This is a genomic window from Bradyrhizobium sp. 521_C7_N1_3 (assembly GCF_052075975.1).
Taxonomy (GTDB): Bacteria; Pseudomonadota; Alphaproteobacteria; order Rhizobiales; family Xanthobacteraceae; genus Bradyrhizobium; species Bradyrhizobium japonicum.
This window is the reverse complement of record NZ_CP197232.1, coordinates 4599493-4620282: the sequence shown is the minus strand read 5'-3', so window position 1 is coordinate 4620282 and position 20790 is coordinate 4599493. Positions and strand designations below refer to the sequence as shown.

The window sequence follows — 20790 nt, the reverse complement described above, 5'->3', positions numbered from 1 at the left end:
AAACTCAAACGAGGATTTCGCGGTAACACGGAGGCCGAGTTGCCGACTGTGCATGGATCGACTGCGATCGCTTACCCCTTGGGCTTCACGAACCGATAGACAAAGCGATCGGTCTCGCCCTTGATCGAAGGGTCGAACACCTTGACAGAGTGGGAGTCGCACGTGTTCGCGAGCATGGTGCTTTCTGCGTCCAGCACAAAGCCAGACGCCTCCACCTCCCCTCGAACCGAGGAAGGGTCGATCCGATGCAGCGGTTGAGCGTCACTCGTGCCCGTTCCCGCGGTGGCGGCGTGATCGACGATCACGTAGGAGCCGCCGGGCTTGAGCCGCTCGTAGACGGACCTGTTGAAGTCGGCTGCCGTCCCGCCCCTGGCTCGCATCAGCTCGGTATGGAGATCGTGGTAGAAGAGGTGCAGCCACAAGACATCCGCCGGTCCGGTGACGCCGGGAAACGTCACAAGATCCGCGGAAACCGCCTCCACGTTCTCTCGTCCCGGCTTCTTCGCCAGTGTCTGCATCCGCCCGACCGGATCGTTCTTGAAGTGGGCGACTTCCGCCGGCACGAAGCTGTAGACCCGTCCTTCGGGGCCCACAATGTCGGAAAAGAGGCAGGTCCAATCGCCATCGCCCGGGTAGACGTCGATGACGGTGGAGCCCGCACCGACGCGCGAGAAGCGGATCAACTCGGATTGTTTCGATGAAGGGTACATGGTGACCTCCGATTTGGTGCGGTTTCTGGAATGCCATTGGGGGACTCAACCGAACGCGTTCGTCGCATCGACGATCGTCCTGCCTTCCCAAACTGGTAGAGTCTTCGCGACCTTGCGACGCTCCTAGGACGGGGTCGCGAAGATGATCGTGTCCGCCTCGGCCACATCCCGCAGAGATTTGGCGACGACCTGGGGACAATCGCCCTCGCCTGCTTGCCGAATTCTGCGATTGCATCACTGACGGTGGTTCTCTCTCCGATCTTGTTCCTGCTATCTGGCGCAAATTCAGATGGCCGAGAAGCCGCCGTCCACTGACAACTCCAGCCCGTTCACGAAACTCGAATCGTCCGAAGCCAGAAACAGCGCGGCCGACGCGATCTCCTCGGGACGACCCATCTTTCCGCGCGGAATCAGCGACTCGAACATTTGCTTCGCTTCTTCGGTGAGAACCTGGTCCTGCATCGGTGTGGCGATCGGCCCCGGATGCAACACGTTCACCCGGATATTCCTGGCCTTCAGTTCGTTGAGCCACCCGCGTGCGAAGGCGTGCAACGCCGCCTTGCTCGCCGCATACACGCTGTAGCCGGGGAAGCCTTTCAGCGAAGCGACCGATCCGGTCATGAAGATCGATGCGCCATCGCTCAACAGCGGCAGCGCCTTTTGCACGGTGAACAGAGTTCCGCGCGTGTTCAGCCCGAAGGTCGCATCGAAATGCTTCTCTGTGATCTCGCCCAGCGGGACGGCTTCGCCGATACCGGCGCTCGCATACAGGACGTCGATCTTTCCCCTTTCTCGTTTGACCGTTTCGAACAGGCGGTCGAGGTCATCGAGATTGGCTGCGTCGCCGCGCACACCGGTCACGTTCCGTCCGATCAGCTTGACGGCCTCGTCGAGCGCTTCCTGCCTCCGGCCCGTAATGAAGACGTAGGCGCCTTCTTCGACGAACCGCTTGGCGCTCGCCAGCGCCATGCCGCTCGATCCGCCCGTGATGACTGCAATCTTATTGTCCAACTTTCCCATGACATCTTCCTTCAGGCTTTGCTTTTGATGGTTCGGGGACGTCCCCGTGGTCTCGTCGAAGTAGACCTGGCTGCGCTTGGATTTGAGTGCGCAAACGCGCACATCGCTGGTGCGAAATCGAACCGGGCAGGAGGCTCTGGCCCCGGTCGGGACTCTCGGCGCCCGGCCATTCGGAATCGGCCGTATCCGCCGCAAAACCGATGAGAATAGCCTATTTTCCGTTGTTCGGCGTGCTACATAGAGGTTCCGGAATGGGCACAGACCGGTGCCGGATTGCACCATGATTGACTGGGACGACGTTCGCTATTTTCTCGCCGTCGCGCGCGGAGGTTCGGTAAGGGCAGCCGCCGAACGCGTCGGTGTGAATCATGCGACCGTGCTGCGGCGCGTCGCCCAGCTGGAAGAACGCCTTGGGGCGCGCATGTTCGAGAAGCTGCCTTCAGGCTACCGCCTGACGGCAGCGGGGGAGGAGGTCCTCGAACTCGCGGAGCAGATGGAAGCATCGTCGCACCAGTTGGAGACGCGCGTCTTCGGCCGCGACCAGAGCGTACGCGGGCTTCTGCGGGTGACGCTGGCTCCGCCCCTTTCGACGCACCTGCTCATGTCGGACTTCACCGAATTCGCGCGTCTGCATCCGGACATCGAAATGGAAATCCTGTCGTCTGGCGAGTTGGCCAATCTGACCAACCGGGAGGCCGATGTCGCTATCCGCGTCGTCTACGACCGCAAAACCCTACCGCTCAATCTTCACGGCCTGAAGGGGCCGGAAGTGTTCGGAGGGGTCTACATGTCGCGCGACCGACTCGCCGCAACGCGTGCGGACGCGCCGGATCCCGTCCGGTGGATCGTCATCAGCATGCATGGGATCCCGGACTGGGCCAGCGAAGGCAACGTTCGCACCACGCGAGTTCCATTCAGGGTGACGGACGCCGAAGGGCAGATCGCGGCAGTTCGGCAAGGGCTCGGAATCACGACGCTGCCGTGCTTCGTCGGAGATGCCGACCCTCTACTGGCGAGAGTGCCGGGCACCGACCTGCACATGTACGGCACGCTTTGGCTTCTCACGCAGGGGGAGACCCGCAAGACAAAACGTGTTCGGCTCTTCACCGAGTTCGTGTCCGGCAGGCTCACTACGCACGCTCCGCTTCTTACTGGGCAAAGGAAGTCGAGTCCGCGGACGATAGAAGCTTCTGTAACCGCTGCAGGACGAAGCCCTGCGGATCGTCGCCCTCGGCGCAAATGAAGATTCCGCCTCCGCAGCCGACGTAGAGTTCTGCGCAGACGGCTTGCTGGAGAAGTAGGGTCGTTACAGGCGTCGAGTATAGCCAAACGCCTCGCTAATGGCACCGGGCGCACCATCACGCTCCGGAACGCTAACGGGGAACCTTTGGGAACGCCCGAAACGAAGAATTAGGAACTGCCCTTTAGGTCCGTCGCTTCTCCCGTATGCCAAGATTTTATTTCGACTTCCACGGCGACGACGGGGTCACCATCGACGATGATGGTGGAGAGTTTTCCGGCGTCGAAGACGCCCGCAAAGAAGCGTTGACCGCTCTCGCCGACGCCAGCAGAGACTTCGCCCGCCACTATGCCGACGGGCGAATGGCAATCCTCATTCGAAGCAGCAAAGGGCCAGTGCTAGAAATTTCGGCCGACTTCAAAACGAGATGGATTGCGAGAGGTTGACACCCTGCCCGCGTTCGGTGCCGCGGACCTATGACCCAAAGAAACCCTCAGGTCCTCGAAGGTCCTGGCACCAGAAGCGCTTTGTCCTATCTGCTCAGGCTCTTCGATTGCTCCACCAGCACCGCGTAACATTCGCAGGACAAGCGTTCCAGAATCTGACGGTCGAGACGCCCCCAAGGCTTTGCTGCCCATTTCCCTGAACTTTTGAGACTTGAGGTCCATTGAGCGGCTTTACCCTCGTTAGGCGACATCGCCTTCAGCCGGCTCGCGGTCGCCTACGGGGCGCCCGAGGGTGGCACTGTCGCCTTCGGACATCGGATGCCGGTCGAGCGAACTTCAGAATCGATGCGTGGATTGCCGCAAACGATCCACACAAAAGCGCGCCACCGCGATTCGCCGTCTCATCAAAATCGGTTAAAGGCTTTCTCAGAGAAAACGCAGCGTTGAGCGATCGCCGTTCGACCGCAGGACGCCGTCTCGAGATAGCTCCTGCGGCCGACACCGCGACCCTCCGCCGATCGGCGCGGTGCGTTTGAGGCCTAGCACATCTCATGCCGGAGGAAACATCTCACCGGGCGGGAGACGTTTGCCGCTCTTTAGTGAGAATCTGTCAAATTAGCTTTAGACGGGACCACGGGGGGACATACACGTGCTCGAGGTTGAAGGCCCGTCAGCAGCCAGCGCGGCGGGCCATCCCCCGAGTCCGCGCACGATTGCCACACCGTCTAAGTTCCTAGAAAGGAACAGCATTTTCTTCGAACGACGAAATACTGCTGAAATAATGCAGTGTTCTGATCGCGCGTACCGGGGCTGGCTGCATACTTCACTTAGTTCTTTTCACCCGGAATTTTTGACAAGCGCGGGCCGCAGCAGCATCCCTGCTGGGGCCTTCGTGCCTTTTGCGCGAAGCAACCTTGACTCTGGGTCAGTGCTCCATTGATCTCCAAACAGAAAAAGCCACCGACCTTGGCGTAGGAACGATAGCGGCGGTTTCCGCTTTTGGGTCTCGCTAGCCCGCCGCCGGGCCGGCGGAGCGACCCCGACTCCTAGCCCAAAATCGCCCGACCCGAGGCCGTCTCATCCTTTCGGCGAGTACACCTACCCGGTCCGCATCGTCACCTTCAATGCGATCGAGGGCTAGTCGAGAGACGCAACCTCGGACATTGCCGACGCCGTCGCCCAACGCGCTGTTAGTACGAATGTCGAAGTCTCGGCGGCGCTCGAAGCCCTTCGTCGCCGAGAATTCAACGAAGGTTTTCGACCTTCAGCTGTCGCTGCCGCTGCGCGGTGCCTGAAAAGCTTGGCGCAATCTCAAGCCATCTTCGGCAGATAGCCCAAGGCGGCTTTTCGTAGCGGAAGAATGTGGCCCGGCACCTTAACAGGCTCAGTGATGAACGAAGTGATCGCGCACCGTCTGATCTGCCTTGCGGCACGCGATCTTGTCCCGACTGCTTCGGTGCCGGATCGCAAGGACGAGCCCGGCAATCAGGAGCAGCGCAGCTAAGAGAGCGGCCGTCGCCATCTAGAGTACTTGACGAAGTTTGCATCGATTGCGATAGGCGTCGATAGCGCGGTTAGCGAGCATCAACTTCCGGTGCTCGCCTTTGAGCACCATCTCATCGACCGTCTTCAGAAGAAACCTGCTCGCTTCGACAGAATCGATGATCTGGCCCGTCGACTCGAGGTAGTGCCAGGCAATCTGTATCGCATTCTCGATAAGCCAAGGAATAGGTTCGCTCATGAATATAGAACCTGCGTCGAATGCCTTCGTTCCTGCATCCTCGGTCGAGCGGCAGTGTTGGCGCTTGCTCGCGAGGCGAGAGCCTGGCATCGAAGGTCAGATTTGCTGACCTCATAAACGACTCGCATATCGGGAAAACTTGGCTAGTCTAATGCTTTCCCGTGCGGGGGCGTCTCATGTTCGACACAGCCACCACCGCGCTTTTGCGCGCAGTTCTCGACGAGGTTTGCGAGAGCGTTTCGGAGCGCGAAACCGGAGCGCGCACGCACGTTGCGTCAAAGATCCTGGAAGCCGCGACCCGTGGAGACGTCTCGCCCGAAGACCTTAGGCGGGTCGGCCGCGAAGCCCTTTCCGGGGCGCCGACCATGTGGCGCTGAACGCGAGACGCGGCGGTGAATTTTCAGGTCACAGTGTTGAAGGTCTTGGTGTCCTACCCGGACGGATTCGCTGTGATGGACGACATCAAGCGCGACATGGCAATCTTGGCGACTAGCGGCCGGGACTGGGCCGACCGGACCAAGCGACTGGCCGCGCGCGTACCGGATCTCGATATATTTTCGCAAGGACTGGTCTATCGCGAAAGCGGTGGGTGGAAGATCACGGAAAAAGGTCGGGCCGTGCTCGAATTCATGGAGGCGCGCACCGCACTCAATCAACCGGTCGAGACGGCTCAGTCCGAGACGGTCGATGCACCCGTACCCCGTCTGCCGCCGCTCGCGGAGCGGGCGAAGCGTCGCCGTGAGCGACGTGAGCGCCGCCGTGAAGGATGCGAGCGGGCTCGATCGAACGCATCCTAAAGGCGCAAGCGCGTCAGAAGCAACAGGACGCACCTCCAGGCTAAAGAGGAGTCGATGGACGAGGCGTATGCGGCCGAACCGCCCCCATGCGAAGCATTTCGGAATTGCAATCGCATGAAGCTGGCGTCGGTGCGCAGCGGCCGCACCGCCTCGCATCGCCACAGCCCTGACACTACGTTGCTGTCAACGCCTGGTCCAAGTCGGCGATGATGTCATCGATATGTTCGATGCCGAGCGCAAGCCTGACATAGCTTCTGTATCATTCGTCATCGACTGTTCATCAGCGCCAAGTTGCTTTGCGAGATCGATCCGTCGCTCTTCGGCTTCTTGATGATGCTCATGCTGTTGATTAGATATCCAAAAGTTATTGGAGAACACGTGGTCAGGCGCTGGCTGGGCATTCGTAGCCTTCTGCATCGTTGGGATGTTCGCCAGCTTGGTCTGTCCTAAACCGGACGCCAAAGTCTAAAATAAGGGCTGCGGACAATCGCCGCGGCTCATCGGCCGGCTCCGGGACATCGCTCGAACAACTCTGCTGGTCAGAGTTAGAAGGAACTCCTGCTCGCTGCCAGTCTTGGTTCTGCGGAGGAGCAAATGCCCAAGCTCGAGAATGTGCGCAGCGAAGAAGGACGTCTGGGCGGATGGAGCATTGCTGCGGCCCTCGGCATGTTGGCTATAGCATTGCTGCTCGATCGCGGCGCTCCGCCGAACGAAGATGCAGGTGACGCATCGCCGATGCCATCCAAAGAACAACGCGGCGCTTCCGCGTCCGCCCTGGCCACGGAAAGCAAAAACCGCGGGCGCCGCGCCAAATCGCCAGCCGAGATTCCGGTCCAGGGCTGGAAAGACATCCTACTGCGCGTCTACGGCAACGTCGGTGACCATCGGATCCTGGCTCTGGCCGCGGGCATGACTTACTACAGCATCCTCGCGATATTCCCTGCCCTCGCGGCACTCGTCGCGATCTACGGCTTCTTCTCCGATCCGGGCAGCATCTCCAAGCATCTCGACGTGATATCCGGCTTCGTCCCGGGGGGCGCCATCGAAATCGCGCGAGAGCAACTTACGCGCGTGGCCACGAAAGGCGACCGAACGCTCGGACTGACCTTCATGATCGGTCTCTTCATTTCGCTATGGAGCGCCAACGCGGCGATGAAGTCCCTATTCGACACGTTGAACATCGTCTACGGCCAGCAGGAAGAGCGAAGCTTCGTGAAGCTCAACGCTATTTCTCTGTCTTTCACGGTCGCCGGCATTGCCTTCGTCCTTATCGCGCTCGCCACCGTGGTGGTGGTGCCGGTCATCCTCGACTACGTGTGGCTTTCGAATATTGCCGAACTCGTCATCCGGTGGGCTAGATGGCCGGTTCTGTTTGTTGCCGTCGCGCTTGCCTTGGCATGCGTCTATCGCTTCGGACCAAGCCGCGAAGCGTCGCGCTGGAGATGGCTCACATGGGGAAGCATCGCGGCTACAATGATGTGGCTTGTCGCCTCGGCACTGTTCTCGTTCTATGCAGCTAACTTTGGGACTTTCAACGCGACCTATGGCTCGCTCGGCGCAGCGATAGGCTTCATGACGTGGCTTTGGATCTCGGCCATCGTGATCCTGCTCGGCGCGGAGCTGAACGCCGAGATGGAACACCAGACCGCGCGAGATACCACGACCGGTGCGCCTCAGCCGATGGGCGCCCGAGGCGCGAAGATGGCCGACACCGTCGGCGCGGCTCGCACCTGAAGGTCGCATTGGACGCCCTTTATGTCTCTTCTGGAACCAAATAGCTCAGGCCATCCATGCTCGATCCTTTGGCTCCCTGCATTGGCGGCATAGCGGCCTTCCTCGCCTCTCTTTCGTATGTGCCACAGATCCGCAAGGCGTGGCCTCGCGGCTCGGCGGACGATCTTTCTCGCTTCATGCTCGCGACGCTGCCTCTCGGTCTCGGGCTCTGGATCATCTACGGCTCAATCCGGGGCGATTGGATGATCGTGGCCGCGAACGGGGTAGGCGCCACGCTCGCGGCCATCTTCCCGGCTGTAAGGTCCGCGATCTTAAATCGCGCGGCCGCTGAAGCCTCATCCACCGCCGAGGAGTGCTAATCAGAGGGGTCGTCGCCCACCGAAACCATTTCAGCAATGCGATATGCTGGTCCAAGGCCGCGGCATCGAAGGCGACGCGCACGCCGGTGCCTGCGCTTTGAACCAGTCCCTCCTCACGGCGTTCTGTTCGAAGAGGAGCTCCTATGCCCTACGCGCTGTTTGAAGACGACCAGAAGCTCAGCAAGGAATTCCCTACCGAGGAAGAGGTTTGGACTCACGCCGAAGAGGCTGGCCTTGTTGATGTTGTCGCTGGGAAGACAGTTCTGGAGGATGGGTACACCATTCAGCCGTGTCAGCCAGATGATGAGACCGGCATCCCTGTCCCGCCACCTGCGCTGTAGAGGTATCTGACGCCGTCCGCTTTGCGGAACTTGAACCGGCATTCTTGTCGGACCGCAAACTGTTTCTATTTGCGGCCAAACCATAAGTCCGCTGCGTCCTCTAGGTGCAAAGCCGGGTCGTGGCTTAGACCGGCAGATTGTCGGTCATGCCGGGCGGTAGCTCGCCTTGCGTTGATCGCTCGGCAAGGAGCTGCTTCTCGGCTTCATACCAGAACGTATCCATCTTCCCGCACGGTTCGCCCGCACCTTTCCAAAGCTCATAGGCGCGTTTGCGGATCTCTTCTTCGCTTAAATCTGACATCTCAAACTCCCCTGTTGCATGAGTCCCAAGCCGCCAATGGAACGGGAGTTCCTCGTGGCGGTATCTGTCGTCCTTCGGGCCACACCGCGAACTGGCTTAGAAATCCTTTATAAAATTGGAAACGTCGTTTCCTCCGCACGTTAATCACAACAACAACCTACGGAGGAATTTTCATCATGCGGCTATTAGCACTCGCAGCACTCGTGGCGATCTCCAGTGTGACGGGACCAGCCATTGCCCAACAGACGACGCCATCGCAGACCCTCCAGAACGAGGCGGACAAGGGCATCAAGACACAAAACTCAGGCGCATCGGGATATGTCGGTGAACAGGACAAGCCCGGCTCGGCGTCCCGTATGCCAGGCGACGCAAATCGGGCGGACACATCCGGCACGGTTTCGACAGCTCCAAGCGCCCAGAATTCTGGGGCGGGGATTAGCGGAGCGCCTGGCGGAAAGAACGGTCCCTCGCAACAGGGCACGGTTGGCTCAGCGTCGCAGAACCTGTCCGTACAGGAACAGGATCCGGCAAACGTAAAGGGTTTGCCGGGAAACAAGAGCGGTCCGCCCGCAAAGCGCTAACTCGCAACGTACAGCGCTATCGCCCCACATTGGCAACGGTGTGGGGCTTTTTCCATCCCTCCGGAACGAACCGCAGGAGCGTGGCTTTGGTCGCTAAGCGAGCCGCACCATGAGGATTTCGAGCTTTGCACTTGTCGGAGGTGGCGGAGGCGGTAGAGGTGGTGGCGCCGGTAGAGCGGCCTCCTCCGCCGGCGCGGGAAGCTCAGCCGCAACTTCTCCATCCGGCGCCGGCGCAGCGCGCGCGGTTGGCACGTCGAACAATTGTTCCTGGCTAATGTCCGGCGGTTCACCCGCGGCGGTGAGGCCGGGCCGGCGAGTTTGGTCCATTCCCTGCTAAGGCGGAGCCATGCTTCCTTGTCAAGCGGGCTGACGGTTCGCTCCGCCTCCCGTTCACAATCCCCGGCTTCCTTACGGCAATGGTCTGCAAATCGCTCGTCGGTCATCACTGCTAACGCGCTGGCGAGCGCTTGGTTGTCAACGCGCAATTGCGATTGAGACGATTGGGTCTTGGTTTGCACGCTATGGAGCTTAGGAACATCTCCGTCCGACTCTTGTTGGGCCGATGATCGTCGCAGAGCGTCGCTTGTTGCGGCGAAGGGAGTACTGCGGTGGCCAGAACAGCGATCCTGAGGAACGATCTCGAACTTGTCGCGCTTCAGGAGATCCGCAGCTTTCCAGGTGGGGAGCATGTTGTGTCCGTCGAGATCGAGTGCAGCGCAGAAGAGGACAGCGACATGGGCTGGCGACTCCATGTGATCGCCAAGGATGAAGCCGAGCTCGGCCGCATCAACTATGCCGCGAAGACCACCACTGAGAGATTGAAACGCCGATATTGCCTCAAGTGATGACCAGATGATCCATCACGTTTCTCTCGGCAGCAATGACGTCAAGCGCGCAAGAGCCTTCTACGATCCGCTCCTGTCGCTCGTTGGACTCCGGCTCCTTAAGCACTCGGAGCGTTCGCTCCACTACGGCGCCTCCGACATTATTTTCAGCATTGAAACTCCCACAGACGGGCAGCCGGCAACCGTCGGGAATGGGGTTCACGTAGCTTTTCAGGCGCCCGATCGCGAGACGGTCAGACGTTTTCACTCGACCGCCCTGACGAACGGCGGCGTCGACGAAGGGGCTCCCGATATTCGGGAGAATTACAATGCCAACCACTATGGCGCATTTGTCCGCGACCTTGATGGCAACAAGATCGAGGCGGTGACGTACACCGCACGAGAGAGCTTCTAAAATCGAACAGACAAACGGCGCGTCGTCAGCGCCCAGCTCACTCTGATCTTCCCGGAGCAAGTGCGAACTGCGATCGATCTGCTGAACAGTTCCACAATGCGCCCAGCCTTGCGGGTATTCTGAAAGCCTGGCGCTCGTGACATCCGAGAAGCTCAGTGCCCATCGGCGGTTTGGAGCCCGTCGATATTGCAACCTTCGGGCCGGCACCGCGTTCGCTTCTGGAACATTTTCGGAGGTTTCGTATGCCCGATACATCGCAGGTCAAAGAGCACATGGACGTTATTTCGTCCGACCGGAAAACAGTGGGAAAGGTCGACCACCTCGATGGGCCCGACAAGATCAAACTCACCAAGCAAAGCTCACCGGACGGGGAGCACCATCATTTCATCCCGGTGTCTTGGATCGACCATGTCGACCAGCATGTGCATCTGAACAAAACGGGTGCCGACGTCACGGCGCATTGGCAGCACGGCCGCGGCTAGACGGACCAACGGCTCGGTCCGGGGAGACCTTGCCTCTTAACTTGATTGCGGACACAGCCGGTGGGCTCGTCCGGCAAAAACGGCGGAGGCCGTCATGACTGATCCTGAGGACAGAGCGCTCGCGTCGAGCTTTAACAGGCGCGCGTTCATCGGCGGAGCGGCCGGTGCCGTTGCATTGCCTCTTGTTGCCAAAGCCGCCGGCGATGCAAACACGACCGCCGTCGCGGCGGACCTGAGTTTACCGGTTGACTTAATACTCCAGATCAACGGTGCGACGAAATCCCTTAATATTGATTCCCGCACGACGCTGCTCGATGCGCTTCGAGAGCACGTCGGTCTCACCGGTTCCAAAAAGGGTTGTGATCACGGCCAATGCGGCGCCTGCACGGTCATGGTCAACGGGCGACGCGTGCTTTCGTGCCTGACATTGGCGCTGACCGTCCAGGACCAGCCCATCACGACAATCGAGGGGCTTTCTCAGGGTGACCAATTGCACCCGATGCAGCAAGCCTTCATCGACCAAGATGCCTTCCAGTGCGGGTACTGCACTCCTGGCCAGATCGTTTCGGCGATCGCGTGCGTGAAGGAGGGCCACGCGACCACCGATAGCGACATTCGCGAGTTCATGAGCGGCAATATCTGTCGTTGCGCGGCCTACCCCAACATCGTAGCGGCAGTCAAGCAAGCCGCGCCGGCATTGTCGGACGAGCAGAAAGGCTGAGCGCATGCGACCCTTCGCCTACAGCAGACCAGCAGACGTCAATTCTGCCGTGCAGGCCCTTTCGGCGGCCGCCTCCGCCAATTCGCCGGTCACGGATGCAGCCGTTCAGCCACTCGCCGGTGGCACCACATTACTCGATCTGATGAAACTCGACGTGATGCGGCCGAGCGCCCTCGTCGACATCAACCCGCTATCCGACGCGTGGTCGGCCGTGAACTTGGATGAGAGCAATCTAACGCTGGGTGCGCTGACACGGATGTCTGATGTCGCCGCGAATGCAGACATTCAGAAACATTATCCGGTCATCGCGGATGCGCTCAAGCTCGCGGCCAGCCCGCAGATCCGGAATATGGCTTCGCTTGGGGGAAACGTCCTGCAGCGCACCCGCTGTACCTACTTTCGCGATGTCAGCTACGAAAATTGCAACAAGCGAAATCCGGGATCGGGATGCGCTGCGATGGACGGCTTCAACCGGGCCCATGCGGTGCTTGGGACAAGCGACCAATGCATCGCGACCTATCCAGGCGACTTTGCGCAGGCGCTGATTGCGTTAAGCGCTACGGTCGAAATCGTTGGAACGTCTGGCGCGCGCACCGTCTCCTTCGCCGAGTTGCATAAGGCGCCCGGCCATTCACCGCAGATCGAAACAACGTTGATGCCGGGCGAGTTGATCTCGTCCTTCTCGATACAGGGGCGATGGCCTCGGTCGACCTACCTCAAGGTGCGCGACCGACAATCCTACGAATTCGCGCTCTCATCAGCCGCGATTGCGCTCGATGTTCAGGACGGCACGATCCGGGATGCCCGGATCGCGCTCGGTGGCGTAGCGACCGTGCCGTGGCGGGCCCGGGAGGCCGAGGGTCTACTCAAGGGTCAGAAGTTCGATGATGCCCTCGCCTCGCAGGTCGCTGAGGCGGCATTCAAGGATGCTGTAGGCCGCAAATACAACGCATTCAAGATTGCGCTCGGCAAGCGCGTCGTATCGCGCGCGCTACATCAAGCCGTTGCGATGGAGATTTGAAATGTCGACTGCAGCGCCCGAACCGAAGGCCAACATGGGCCAGCCCATTCCACGCTATGACGCCGTAGCGAAGGTGACCGGAAAGGCTCAGTACGGCGCCGACGTGGCGTTGGTAAATCCTGTTTACGCCTACCCTCGTCACCAGCTCAATCGCTAAGGGACGCATCGACAGCTTCGACCTGGTCGACGCCAAAAAAGTTCGTGGTATCGTCGATATCGTGACGCACGAAAACGCCGAGAAGCTAAAGGAAGCAAAACTGTTCAGCAACGGCGGCTATGCATCCAGCACGATCCAGCCACTGAAATCGGCCGACATCGCTCAGGACGGCGAAATAGTCGCAGTCGTGTTGGCGGAGACTTTCGAAGCCGCACGGCAAGCCGCCTACGCGGTGAAAGTCAACTACACGGCAGCGGTTCCGACCACGACATTCGGATCGCCAGGAACCACAACCGCGCCCGCCAAAGGACAGTTGGCGCAATTCAAGGAAGACCCGAAGATCGGCGACTTCGCAAAGGCCTTCGAGTCTGCAGAAGTTAAAATTGCGGCCGAATACGAAACGCCGGCACAGCATCACAATCCGATGGAGCTATTCGCCACCAGTTGCGCCTGGAACGGCGATAGCCTGATCATCTATGAGCCCACCCAGTATGTGCATGGTCTCAAGAACGGTGTTGCCGAGCAGCTCGGCATCGACGCCGACAATGTCAGGGTCATCAATTCCTATGTCGGGGGCGCGTTTGGCTCGAAAGGATCGATGACGCCGCGCACCGCGATCATTGCGTCGATTGCCAGGCGACTGGGAAGGCCGGTCAAGCTGGTCGCCACTCGCGACCAGGGCTTTACGATCGCCACGTTCCGGGCTGAGACGCGCCACCAAGTGAAGCTCGGCGCCACTCGAGATGGCAAATTGACTTCGCTTCGTCACGAAGGTTGGGAGATCTCGTCCCGTCCCGATCCCTATGCAGTCGGCGGAACCAAGACCACGACACGAATGTACGAGTGCCCGAACATTGACAGTCTCGTCTCGATCGTGCGCGCCGATCGCAATACCCCCGGCTTCATGCGCGCCCCGCCCGAGGTACCGTACATGTTCGCGCTGGAAAGCGCGATGGACGAGCTCGCGTACGAACTGAGGATGGATCCCATCGAGCTTCGGCGCGTCAACGACACCATGAAGGAACCGATCAAAGGTAACACTTTCACCTCGCGGTCGTTAATGGCGTGCTTCGATGAGGGCGCGAATACCTTCGGATGGTCGCGACGCAAGGCAGAACCGAAATCGATGACGGACGGCGATTGGCTAGTGGGCTACGGCTGCGCCACGAGTTGCTACCCGACGCAGATGGCGCCTGCCGCGGCGCGCGTCCGTCTCCAGCGCGACGGCCACGTGAGGGTACAAATCGCCGGACACGAGATCGGCAACGGCGCCTACACCGTCATCGGTCAGGCCGCCGCAGAGAGGCTCGGCGTACCCATCGAGAACGTGTCGGTCTTTATCGGAGACAGCGATCTTCCGCCGGCGCCCGTGGCTGGCGGTTCGAACTCAACCGCGAGCACCTGCTCGACAGTCATAATGGTCTGCGAGCAGATCCGACAAAAGCTGTTCAAGGCCACCATGCCCGACGAAAACCTCATCGATAAGGCCAAGGAAACGGTCGGCGTAGGACAGACCCCGGTCACCCGTGCAGCCAAAGGCGATCGCCAGATCGACTATGAGCGGGCGTTCGATGCGTTGGGCGTCAGCGTGATCGAGGAATACGGCGAGTGGAAGCCGGACGGCGCTCCCATGGACGCGTTTCGCGCCATGAACAAGGGGCAGATGAGAATGGTTGGCGGTCCAGAAATGAAGGACAAGATCGCCTACGCGTTCGGAGCCGAATTCGTCGAAGTGCGTATCAACCGATGGACCCACGAAATAAGGGTGCCGCGCCTGCTTGGCGCGTTCGCGGCCGGCCGCATTATGAACACTAGGACTGCTCGCAGCCAGCTCATGGGTGGGTTGATCTGGGGCATGTCTTCGGCACTGCATGAGGCCACAGAGCTCGATGAGCGCTATGCGCGCTACGTTAATGACAATCTGGCCGACTATCTCTTGCCAGTGAACGCCGACGTGCCGAGCGTTGATGTGATCATGCTCTCCGAGCAGGACGATCACATCAATCCGGCTGGCGTCAAGGGCATCGGCGAATTGGGTAACGTCGGTACCAATGCCGCTGTTTGCAACGCAATCTTTCATGCCACAGGCCAGCGGCTCCGGAAACTACCCGTCAGGCTCGAGCAACTGGATATCTGATCGATCCTAAAGTCACTCCAGCGACCCAAAGCATGTTCTCCCAAAGCCTGTAGGAAATCGGCGCGCAGCTGGCAGCCGGACGTTGCTCCCGTGACGATGATAACGACCTTGCCTTGGACCCGGTCGGCCACGCGAGACCCTCCTGCTTCTAACCTCATAGCTTTCGTCTCGGCGGTCGGAATCTAATTCTCGGCCGATCTGGCGGATGAGCTTGGAGGGATGCCCGAAATATAGGCGGAAACCAATTTCAGGGGCGTACGAAGCACTACTGAAACAAACTAGGCGCAGCCTTGTCGATGTTAGGCAGACGGGGATTGGGTCATGTGGACAATCATTGATATTCTTTATCGTGAGTTTTGCATCTCCTGCTTGCAGGATATTCGCCGCTGCGGCGTCCAACTTTGAGCGCAGGTCGATCCAAATACCCGATCTGGCCTACCGCTATAACGGTAATTGTGCTTGCGGTAGCAGTCTGGGCAACCATCGGGCCTCCGCCGGTGGGCGTTAAGTCAATTTTCAAATCGACTTTGTAGCCAAGCGATGAAGGACGAGAAGATTCAATTTTAGGACTTGGACGAAGTATTGCGCGATGCTCGACTTCGTCGTTCGGCGGACCTTGGCTTGTGGCTCAGGCGGTACCTACAGACGCGCCGCGAGTCCCTCTTAAAGAGGGACGTCACTTTGTCCTCCTCGCCCAAGGGCAAGCCGATCTATGGGCAGAAACTCCACGAACCGGCGGCTTCTAGATCGGCTGTTGGTTAAACGTTGCCGCTTCGAACCATGACGCGATTGGTCAGCTAGGGGCCCACAAGCCGACATCGACAAACTAGCGAGATTGCAGGAAACGATGGTTCCCCGCATTTGTTGACTGCTGTGTTCATGGCGTAGAGCATATTGAATGAAATATTTTTCAGATCGACTGCTACCTGCAGTTTGCCGATCCTCCTCTTTCTAGGCATGTACTCAATTCGCCATGTCCGCTTATCTCCCAGAAGCGGCGCAGAAGCGGACATTGCGTGAGGTCCGAGATGGGCCACAATCTGACCTCTCATCGTTCACCCTTTTGTCGGCGATGAGCGTACTCCGCACCCCATCCAAGGCCCACGGTAACGGAGATCAGCGAACCGAACAGCACGCCAAGTTTCGCCGCGTCCAGCAACTTCTTGTCCGCGAAGGCGAGCATGGCGATGAAGATCGACATGGTGAAACCGATGCCCGCCAAAAGCCCGATCAGGCAGACGCTGCCCCATGTCACATCAGGCGCCAGACGGCACCAGCCGGTGCGCACCGCGAGCCAGGTCGCGCCGATCACGCCGACCGGCTTCCCTGCACACAGCGCCAGCGCGACGCCGAGCGTCACGAACTGGGCACCGCCTGATAGCTCCATACCCTTGAAGCTGACGCCCGCGTTGGCCAGCGCGAAGAGCGGCATGATGGCGTAGGCGACCCACGGATGCAGCGCCGTCTCCACGCGGATGATTGGTGGCACGATCTCAGGGCTTGGCGACCGCACCGGCGTGATCAGGCCAAGCACGACGCCCGCGAGCGTCGGATGCACGCCCGCCATGAGAAAGCCCGCCCAGACAATGAACGCGGGCACGATGTAGGCATAGGCGGACCCGAAACCGATCCGTTGGAAACCGAACGCCATGACAACACCGAGCGCCGCGACCGCACACCCGCTGGGATCGAGCCCGCTGGTATAGAACAGCGCGATGATGAGAACCGCAATGATGTCGTCGATGATGGCAAGCGCTAGGAGAAAGACGCGCACATTGCCCGGAATGGATTTACCGAGCAGCGCCAGCACGCCGACGGCGAACGCGATGTCGGTGGCAGTCGGGATCGCCCAGCCATGGTCGCGCCCCGCCGCGGTATTGAAGCTCAGATAGATCAGCGCGGGAACGATGACACCGCCGAATGCCGCCAGCACCGGCAGGATCGCCTGATCGAACCTACTCAGCGCGCCCTCGTAGACTTCACGGCGAATTTCCGTGCCAACGACGAGGAAGAACACCGTCATCAGCCCGTCGTTGATCCAGAAGTGCAGTGGCCGTTTGAAAGTAAATCCATCGAATGGAAGCGGAACTGTCAGGCTCCAGACGTCATGATACGAGTGGGCAAAGGGCGAATTGGCCCACAGCAATGCGACCGCAGTAGCAACTAGCAGCACGATGCCGCTAATGGCCTCAACATGTAGGAAGTGTTGGAGCGTCGCGAGCGCGCGCTCGGCGAGAGATCGAGATTGGGAAAGTTTTCTACCGGGCTGCTGGTCGTTCATGGGCACGCGCGTCCTGCGTGGCGGCCCGACCATCGCTTGACCTGTCGCTGCCCCAATGCAGCGAGCACCCGTGGCCCTTCTACACGACAGGGCCGAGAACGCAACGTCGATGTCTGCAACGGGTCAATCGTGTCGGGTTGGCGCTCAGCGACAAGCTTCCGGTCCGCTCTCATCAGCGGACATATAGCGGCAACCGGTCAACGGAAGCGATAGGCCAGATCCCGACCTCAGCCGAAGCGTTCGACGCGCTTTTCGGGACGTCACTCGGGATAACGGAACTCCGTGAGGACCCTGTCCCACCTTCATTTCGTATTCATCAATGCCGTCCTAGACCTCTCCGGAAAAAGCTGGGAGGTAGGAATATGTCCTTCGACCCGATGGCCGCTGCGATTGATTGGCTTGACGCCTATCGCGCTGGCGATATCGATGCGATTTTGAGAATGTACGCCGATGATGCCGTGGTCCATTGTGGCTGCGGCGGCACGAAGACAATCACTGGGAAAGAAGGACTGCGCGCCTATTGGGTCGATCGCCTTCGGGAATATCCTGCGTTCGATCTCTACAATCTTCAGCCGACATATGTGGGGACACTGATCTCTTACGTCTCGCGTGTCGGCGTAGTTAGCGCGATCTTGACTTTCAACGCATCTGGAAAAATCGAGTCGCTTACTTGTGGCCTTTCGAAGGTTAGTTCTGAACGAGGCCTGGCATGATCTACATGCCAGACCTCGTGCCCTGGACAACTTGGGCGGCAAGCCGTCATTAGGCACTAAAAATTCTACGATAGTCCGCAACGCTTGTCTTGCGCGTTTTAAGTTTTTCCGATCGGTAGAACAGCATCGATTGTGTCCTTCAGCCTATCCAGCGTACATGGTTTGGCTAAGACGGTCGTTCCTTCAAATCCGTGCGGCACGCCGCTGCTTCCGTAACCACTCAAGAAAAAGAAAGGCAGCCCTCGGCTCCTTACTGCTTCGGCAACGGGCCTGACGCTCATGCCATCCAAATTGATGTCGAGGATCGCCAGATCGTATCCCTCAATCTGTGCAACAGATCGCCCATCATCTACGCTCCCCGCTTCAGCGATGACCGTATGTCCGAGTTCCTCTACCATCTGGACGAGCATCATTCGAATAAGGGCCTCATCTTCCACGAGGAGTATCGACGCCTGCGTCATGTGTCGCCTCCACCCCTGCCTAAATCGGCCGCCGAGCGCTCGTTAAGGCGAGAGACCGCCGTTGTTAGCTGCGCGGGGGCAAACGGCTTCTGAAGAATTATGCTATTGGGAACGCCTAGAGCAGGCCAGTCGTGGGCTGCTGCGCTCGATATGTAGACAACTGGAAAATGGAGATCGACCTCGCGCGCCGCCCGCGCGACATCCCAGCCGTTTAGGTTTCCTAACAGATTGATATCAGTCACAAGAGCGCAGTATACAGCGAGCCGACTCTTGAGCAGCGTCACCGCCTCCGCGCCCGACTTGGCGCTGGCGGGCTCAAAGCCCCCCTCCCTCAATGCATCCTCGACAATGCATTGGATCGCATCGTCATCTTCTACGAGCAGGACTATCGGTAGCATTTCGGTCAAAGTCTTCCCCCAGGCCAGACGTGCACAGGACGTTACAAAGTGCACACAAGCCAATAGTTCCCCAGAAGTCGGGAAAATTTGGCAATCTCCGAACGACGGTTCAGGCCCGATTAGAGGATTTCTTGGTCCTGGCTTTTTGACGGAGGAAGCTGACCTCTAGCTCTTGGCCGTTTACTCGAACGAGCTGGCAACGGCGATAGGCAAGTCCGATGGAGGAAAGCAGAAGAAAGAACTCATTGAGGGTCAATCCCTCAATCGAGGCCTCGACGTGAAGTTTCGCTCCGGCGTCCGAAACATCCTTAAGCGTGCAAGCGCGGCGCCAAGTGCCATCGATTGCCATCATGTGCGCGGGCAATGGATGCTCGAATGAGACCCGGCGGTCTTCTTGCTTTTTTTCTGTAGGCATTGGGCGAACCTATCCCGCCGTTGTACCCCACCAACAACTAAGAGCACGTAAGCAGGATCGGGAAAACTTGGCAATTTAACCCCGTCCAGTCTGATAAGATCGGGGGCAGGCCCACGGTTATGTTTGCATTCAAGTAAGTGTCGGGTGTTGTCGCTTCGTGGCGCAGCGCACAATGTCTCACTACTTTATTTGAATCACAGGGCTCCCAGAGCCTGTGGTGTCGCCTTTGGTCAATAATGGCCATCGCGGCGTAGAGCCAGCCCGCCGCCAGCGCCAGCAGCACGTGTTCGTTGGCGCCCCAGGTGAGTGCCTCCGCGGCATCCTCAACGTCATCATCGGTATGAGCTGCGATCACATCGGCGATTACGGTTTCGATCCAAGTGGGTTTGATGGTTGCGGGCGCCATCAGTCCACCGGTGAGGAAATGTTCTCCATGATAGTTTTGTAAAGCTCGGGAGCCGGTGATGGCTTCTGACTCAGCTATCGGCGACTACGGCTGTCCCGAACCGCCAGCCGCGCCATAGACCTGCCCCGTTGCGTAGCTCGCGTCGGCCGCGGCAAGCTGCACGTAGATCGAGGCGAGCTCGGCGGGCTGGCCCGGACGACCAAGCGGAGTCATGCCGCCGAATTTTTCAAGCTTTTCCATCGTGGCGCCACCTGAAACCTGGAGCGGCGTCCATATTGGCCCTGGCGCAACGCCGTTGACGCGAATGCCCTTGGAAGCGAGCTGCTTGGCCAGTGACTTTACGTAGTTCATCGTAGCCGCCTTGGTCTGCGCGTAGTCGTAGAGATCGGGCGAGGGATCGTAAGCCTGCTCGGATGTCGTGCCGATGATACAGGAGCCGGGCTTGAGATGCGGCAGCGCCGCCTTGATGACCCAGAACGGTGCGTAGATGTTGGTTTTCATGGTCGCATCGAAATCTTCCGACGAGACGTCGAGGATGGAAGCGCGCGTCTGTTGGCGAGCGGCGTTGTTGACGATGATGTCGAGCCCGCCGAGGCCCTGCACGGCCTGCTCGACCAGCTTCTTGCAGAAAGCTTCGTCCTTGAGGTCACCGGGGATCGCAAGACCGGCGCGGCCTTCCTTCTTGATCAGCGCGATCACCTCCTGCGCGTCGGGCTCCTCCGCCGGCAGATAGTTGATCGCGACGTCCGCGCCTTCGCGCGCATATGCGATCGCGGCCGCCCGGCCCATGCCGGAATCTCCGCCGGTGATCAGCGCCCTGCGGCCGGCGAGCCGCCCGGAACCCTTGTAGCTGGTCTCGCCATGGTCCGGTTGCGGCTCCATCTTGCCGGCGAGGCCGGGCCAGGCTTGCGATTGCTTCTTGAACGGCGGCTTCGGGTAGCGGGTGACGGGGTCGATCAGGTCCTGCTGGGCCATCGTTTTTCCTTTCGCTGTAGAGGATGCCAGCGAAGCAGCGGCGAACGCGGCGCTCGCAGCGTGGACGACGTGCCGGCGGGATACTGAAGTCTTGTCTTGATCAGCCATGAATGC

The 20790-nt window shown here is 59.6% G+C and carries 24 protein-coding genes and 1 pseudogene; 15 read left to right on the top strand and 10 right to left on the bottom strand.

Translation table 11 applies throughout. The features are described from left to right. Positions 1 to 71 precede the first annotated feature (71 nt). Together AB7008_RS21155 and AB7008_RS21150 are read right to left on the bottom strand one after the other, a co-directional pair. The gene (locus AB7008_RS21155; RefSeq protein WP_441259457.1) at positions 72 to 710 is read right to left on the bottom strand and encodes a class I SAM-dependent methyltransferase; all 639 of its coding nucleotides are present in this window, start codon (positions 708 to 710) and stop codon (positions 72 to 74) included. A gap of 285 nt (positions 711 to 995) precedes the next feature. Beyond that, positions 996 to 1730, bottom strand: coding sequence for an SDR family NAD(P)-dependent oxidoreductase (locus tag AB7008_RS21150; RefSeq protein ID WP_441261226.1), 735 nt, complete (start codon positions 1728 to 1730; stop codon positions 996 to 998). A 280-nt stretch (positions 1731 to 2010) separates the two neighbouring features. Here AB7008_RS21150 and AB7008_RS21145 point away from each other — a divergent pair, with 280 nt between their 5' ends. Both AB7008_RS21145 and AB7008_RS21140 read left to right on the top strand, forming a co-directional pair. Continuing rightward, entirely contained in the window at positions 2011 to 2973 is a 963-nt protein-coding gene (locus tag AB7008_RS21145; RefSeq protein WP_248882545.1) for a LysR family transcriptional regulator, read from the top strand. A gap of 203 nt (positions 2974 to 3176) precedes the next feature. Next, complete coding sequence (locus tag AB7008_RS21140) at positions 3177 to 3416, top strand: DUF6894 family protein (protein WP_441259456.1); 240 nt, start codon at positions 3177 to 3179, stop codon at positions 3414 to 3416. A gap of 1522 nt (positions 3417 to 4938) precedes the next feature. Here AB7008_RS21140 and AB7008_RS21135 read toward each other — a convergent pair. Further along, positions 4939 to 5157 (bottom strand): hypothetical protein, encoded by a 219-nt coding sequence (locus AB7008_RS21135; protein ID WP_212094318.1) that lies wholly within the window; start codon positions 5155 to 5157, stop codon positions 4939 to 4941. 176 nt (positions 5158 to 5333) lie between these two features. Here AB7008_RS21135 and AB7008_RS21130 point away from each other — a divergent pair, with 176 nt between their 5' ends. From AB7008_RS21130 to AB7008_RS21110, 5 genes are all read left to right on the top strand, one after another. Further along, the gene (locus tag AB7008_RS21130) at positions 5334 to 5534 is read left to right on the top strand and encodes a hypothetical protein (RefSeq protein ID WP_259224654.1); all 201 of its coding nucleotides are present in this window, start codon (positions 5334 to 5336) and stop codon (positions 5532 to 5534) included. A 15-nt stretch (positions 5535 to 5549) separates the two neighbouring features. Next, on the top strand, positions 5550 to 5954 hold the full coding sequence (locus AB7008_RS21125; protein ID WP_212094316.1) for a hypothetical protein: 405 nt from the start codon (positions 5550 to 5552) through the stop codon (positions 5952 to 5954). 594 nt (positions 5955 to 6548) lie between these two features. Then, a complete protein-coding gene (locus tag AB7008_RS21120; protein ID WP_259224653.1) occupies positions 6549 to 7688 on the top strand; it encodes a YihY/virulence factor BrkB family protein in 1140 nt (379 codons plus the stop codon). A 56-nt stretch (positions 7689 to 7744) separates the two neighbouring features. Continuing rightward, positions 7745 to 8047: a SemiSWEET family sugar transporter gene (locus tag AB7008_RS21115; protein WP_441259455.1), complete on the top strand. Its 303-nt coding sequence runs from the start codon at positions 7745 to 7747 to the stop codon at positions 8045 to 8047. Positions 8048 to 8190: 143 nt separating this feature from the next. Next, positions 8191 to 8388: a hypothetical protein gene (locus AB7008_RS21110; protein ID WP_212094314.1), complete on the top strand. Its 198-nt coding sequence runs from the start codon at positions 8191 to 8193 to the stop codon at positions 8386 to 8388. Positions 8389 to 8512: 124 nt separating this feature from the next. On the opposite strand, the gene AB7008_RS21105 is transcribed toward AB7008_RS21110, so the two are convergent. Next, positions 8513 to 8689 carry a DUF2934 domain-containing protein gene (locus tag AB7008_RS21105; protein ID WP_212094313.1) on the bottom strand — a complete coding sequence of 59 codons (177 nt, stop codon included), beginning with the start codon at positions 8687 to 8689 and terminating at the stop codon, positions 8513 to 8515. A gap of 356 nt (positions 8690 to 9045) precedes the next feature. On the opposite strand from AB7008_RS21105, the gene AB7008_RS21100 reads away from it, so the two are divergent. The 7 genes and pseudogenes from AB7008_RS21100 (at position 9046) to AB7008_RS21070 (ending at position 15027) form a co-directional block, all read left to right on the top strand. Beyond that, the gene (locus AB7008_RS21100; protein ID WP_371740556.1) at positions 9046 to 9270 is read left to right on the top strand and encodes a hypothetical protein; all 225 of its coding nucleotides are present in this window, start codon (positions 9046 to 9048) and stop codon (positions 9268 to 9270) included. A gap of 608 nt (positions 9271 to 9878) precedes the next feature. Beyond that, the gene (locus tag AB7008_RS21095) at positions 9879 to 10115 is read left to right on the top strand and encodes a hypothetical protein (protein ID WP_212094312.1); all 237 of its coding nucleotides are present in this window, start codon (positions 9879 to 9881) and stop codon (positions 10113 to 10115) included. 7 nt (positions 10116 to 10122) lie between these two features. Then, positions 10123 to 10509: a VOC family protein gene (locus tag AB7008_RS21090; protein WP_441259454.1), complete on the top strand. Its 387-nt coding sequence runs from the start codon at positions 10123 to 10125 to the stop codon at positions 10507 to 10509. A 242-nt stretch (positions 10510 to 10751) separates the two neighbouring features. Then, complete coding sequence (locus AB7008_RS21085) at positions 10752 to 10991, top strand: DUF2171 domain-containing protein (RefSeq protein ID WP_148770249.1); 240 nt, start codon at positions 10752 to 10754, stop codon at positions 10989 to 10991. 94 nt (positions 10992 to 11085) lie between these two features. Beyond that, complete coding sequence (locus tag AB7008_RS21080) at positions 11086 to 11712, top strand: (2Fe-2S)-binding protein (RefSeq protein WP_212094310.1); 627 nt, start codon at positions 11086 to 11088, stop codon at positions 11710 to 11712. Positions 11713 to 11716: 4 nt separating this feature from the next. Then, complete coding sequence (locus tag AB7008_RS21075; RefSeq protein ID WP_212094309.1) at positions 11717 to 12733, top strand: FAD binding domain-containing protein; 1017 nt, start codon at positions 11717 to 11719, stop codon at positions 12731 to 12733. Position 12734: 1 nt separating this feature from the next. Continuing rightward, positions 12735 to 15027: pseudogene (locus AB7008_RS21070) on the top strand (xanthine dehydrogenase family protein molybdopterin-binding subunit). 1048 nt (positions 15028 to 16075) lie between these two features. On the opposite strand, the gene nhaA reads toward AB7008_RS21070, so the two are convergent. Beyond that, positions 16076 to 17308 (bottom strand): Na+/H+ antiporter NhaA, encoded by a 1233-nt coding sequence (gene nhaA, locus AB7008_RS21065; RefSeq protein ID WP_441259453.1) that lies wholly within the window; start codon positions 17306 to 17308, stop codon positions 16076 to 16078. Positions 17309 to 17670: 362 nt separating this feature from the next. Between nhaA and AB7008_RS21060 the strand changes: the two genes are divergently transcribed. Next, positions 17671 to 18021, top strand: a complete 351-nt coding sequence (locus AB7008_RS21060) for a nuclear transport factor 2 family protein (RefSeq protein ID WP_212094306.1) — start codon at positions 17671 to 17673, stop codon at positions 18019 to 18021. Between the two features lie 98 nt (positions 18022 to 18119). Here the strand turns inward: AB7008_RS21060 and AB7008_RS21055 are convergent, their stop codons facing one another. The 5 genes from AB7008_RS21055 to AB7008_RS21035 form a co-directional block, all read right to left on the bottom strand. Beyond that, positions 18120 to 18482, bottom strand: a complete 363-nt coding sequence (locus tag AB7008_RS21055; RefSeq protein ID WP_038959855.1) for a response regulator — start codon at positions 18480 to 18482, stop codon at positions 18120 to 18122. Next, positions 18479 to 18880 carry a response regulator gene (locus AB7008_RS21050; protein WP_441261225.1) on the bottom strand — a complete coding sequence of 134 codons (402 nt, stop codon included), beginning with the start codon at positions 18878 to 18880 and terminating at the stop codon, positions 18479 to 18481. Before AB7008_RS21050 ends, AB7008_RS21055 begins: the two co-directional genes overlap by 4 nt. 109 nt (positions 18881 to 18989) lie before the next feature. After that, positions 18990 to 19295, bottom strand: a complete 306-nt coding sequence (locus tag AB7008_RS21045) for a hypothetical protein (RefSeq protein ID WP_212094305.1) — start codon at positions 19293 to 19295, stop codon at positions 18990 to 18992. Positions 19296 to 19332: 37 nt separating this feature from the next. Further along, a complete protein-coding gene (locus tag AB7008_RS21040) occupies positions 19333 to 19701 on the bottom strand; it encodes a hypothetical protein (protein ID WP_259224643.1) in 369 nt (122 codons plus the stop codon). A gap of 84 nt (positions 19702 to 19785) precedes the next feature. Further along, entirely contained in the window at positions 19786 to 20784 is a 999-nt protein-coding gene (locus AB7008_RS21035; protein WP_283843905.1) for an SDR family oxidoreductase, read from the bottom strand. Positions 20785 to 20790: the final 6 nt, after the last annotated feature.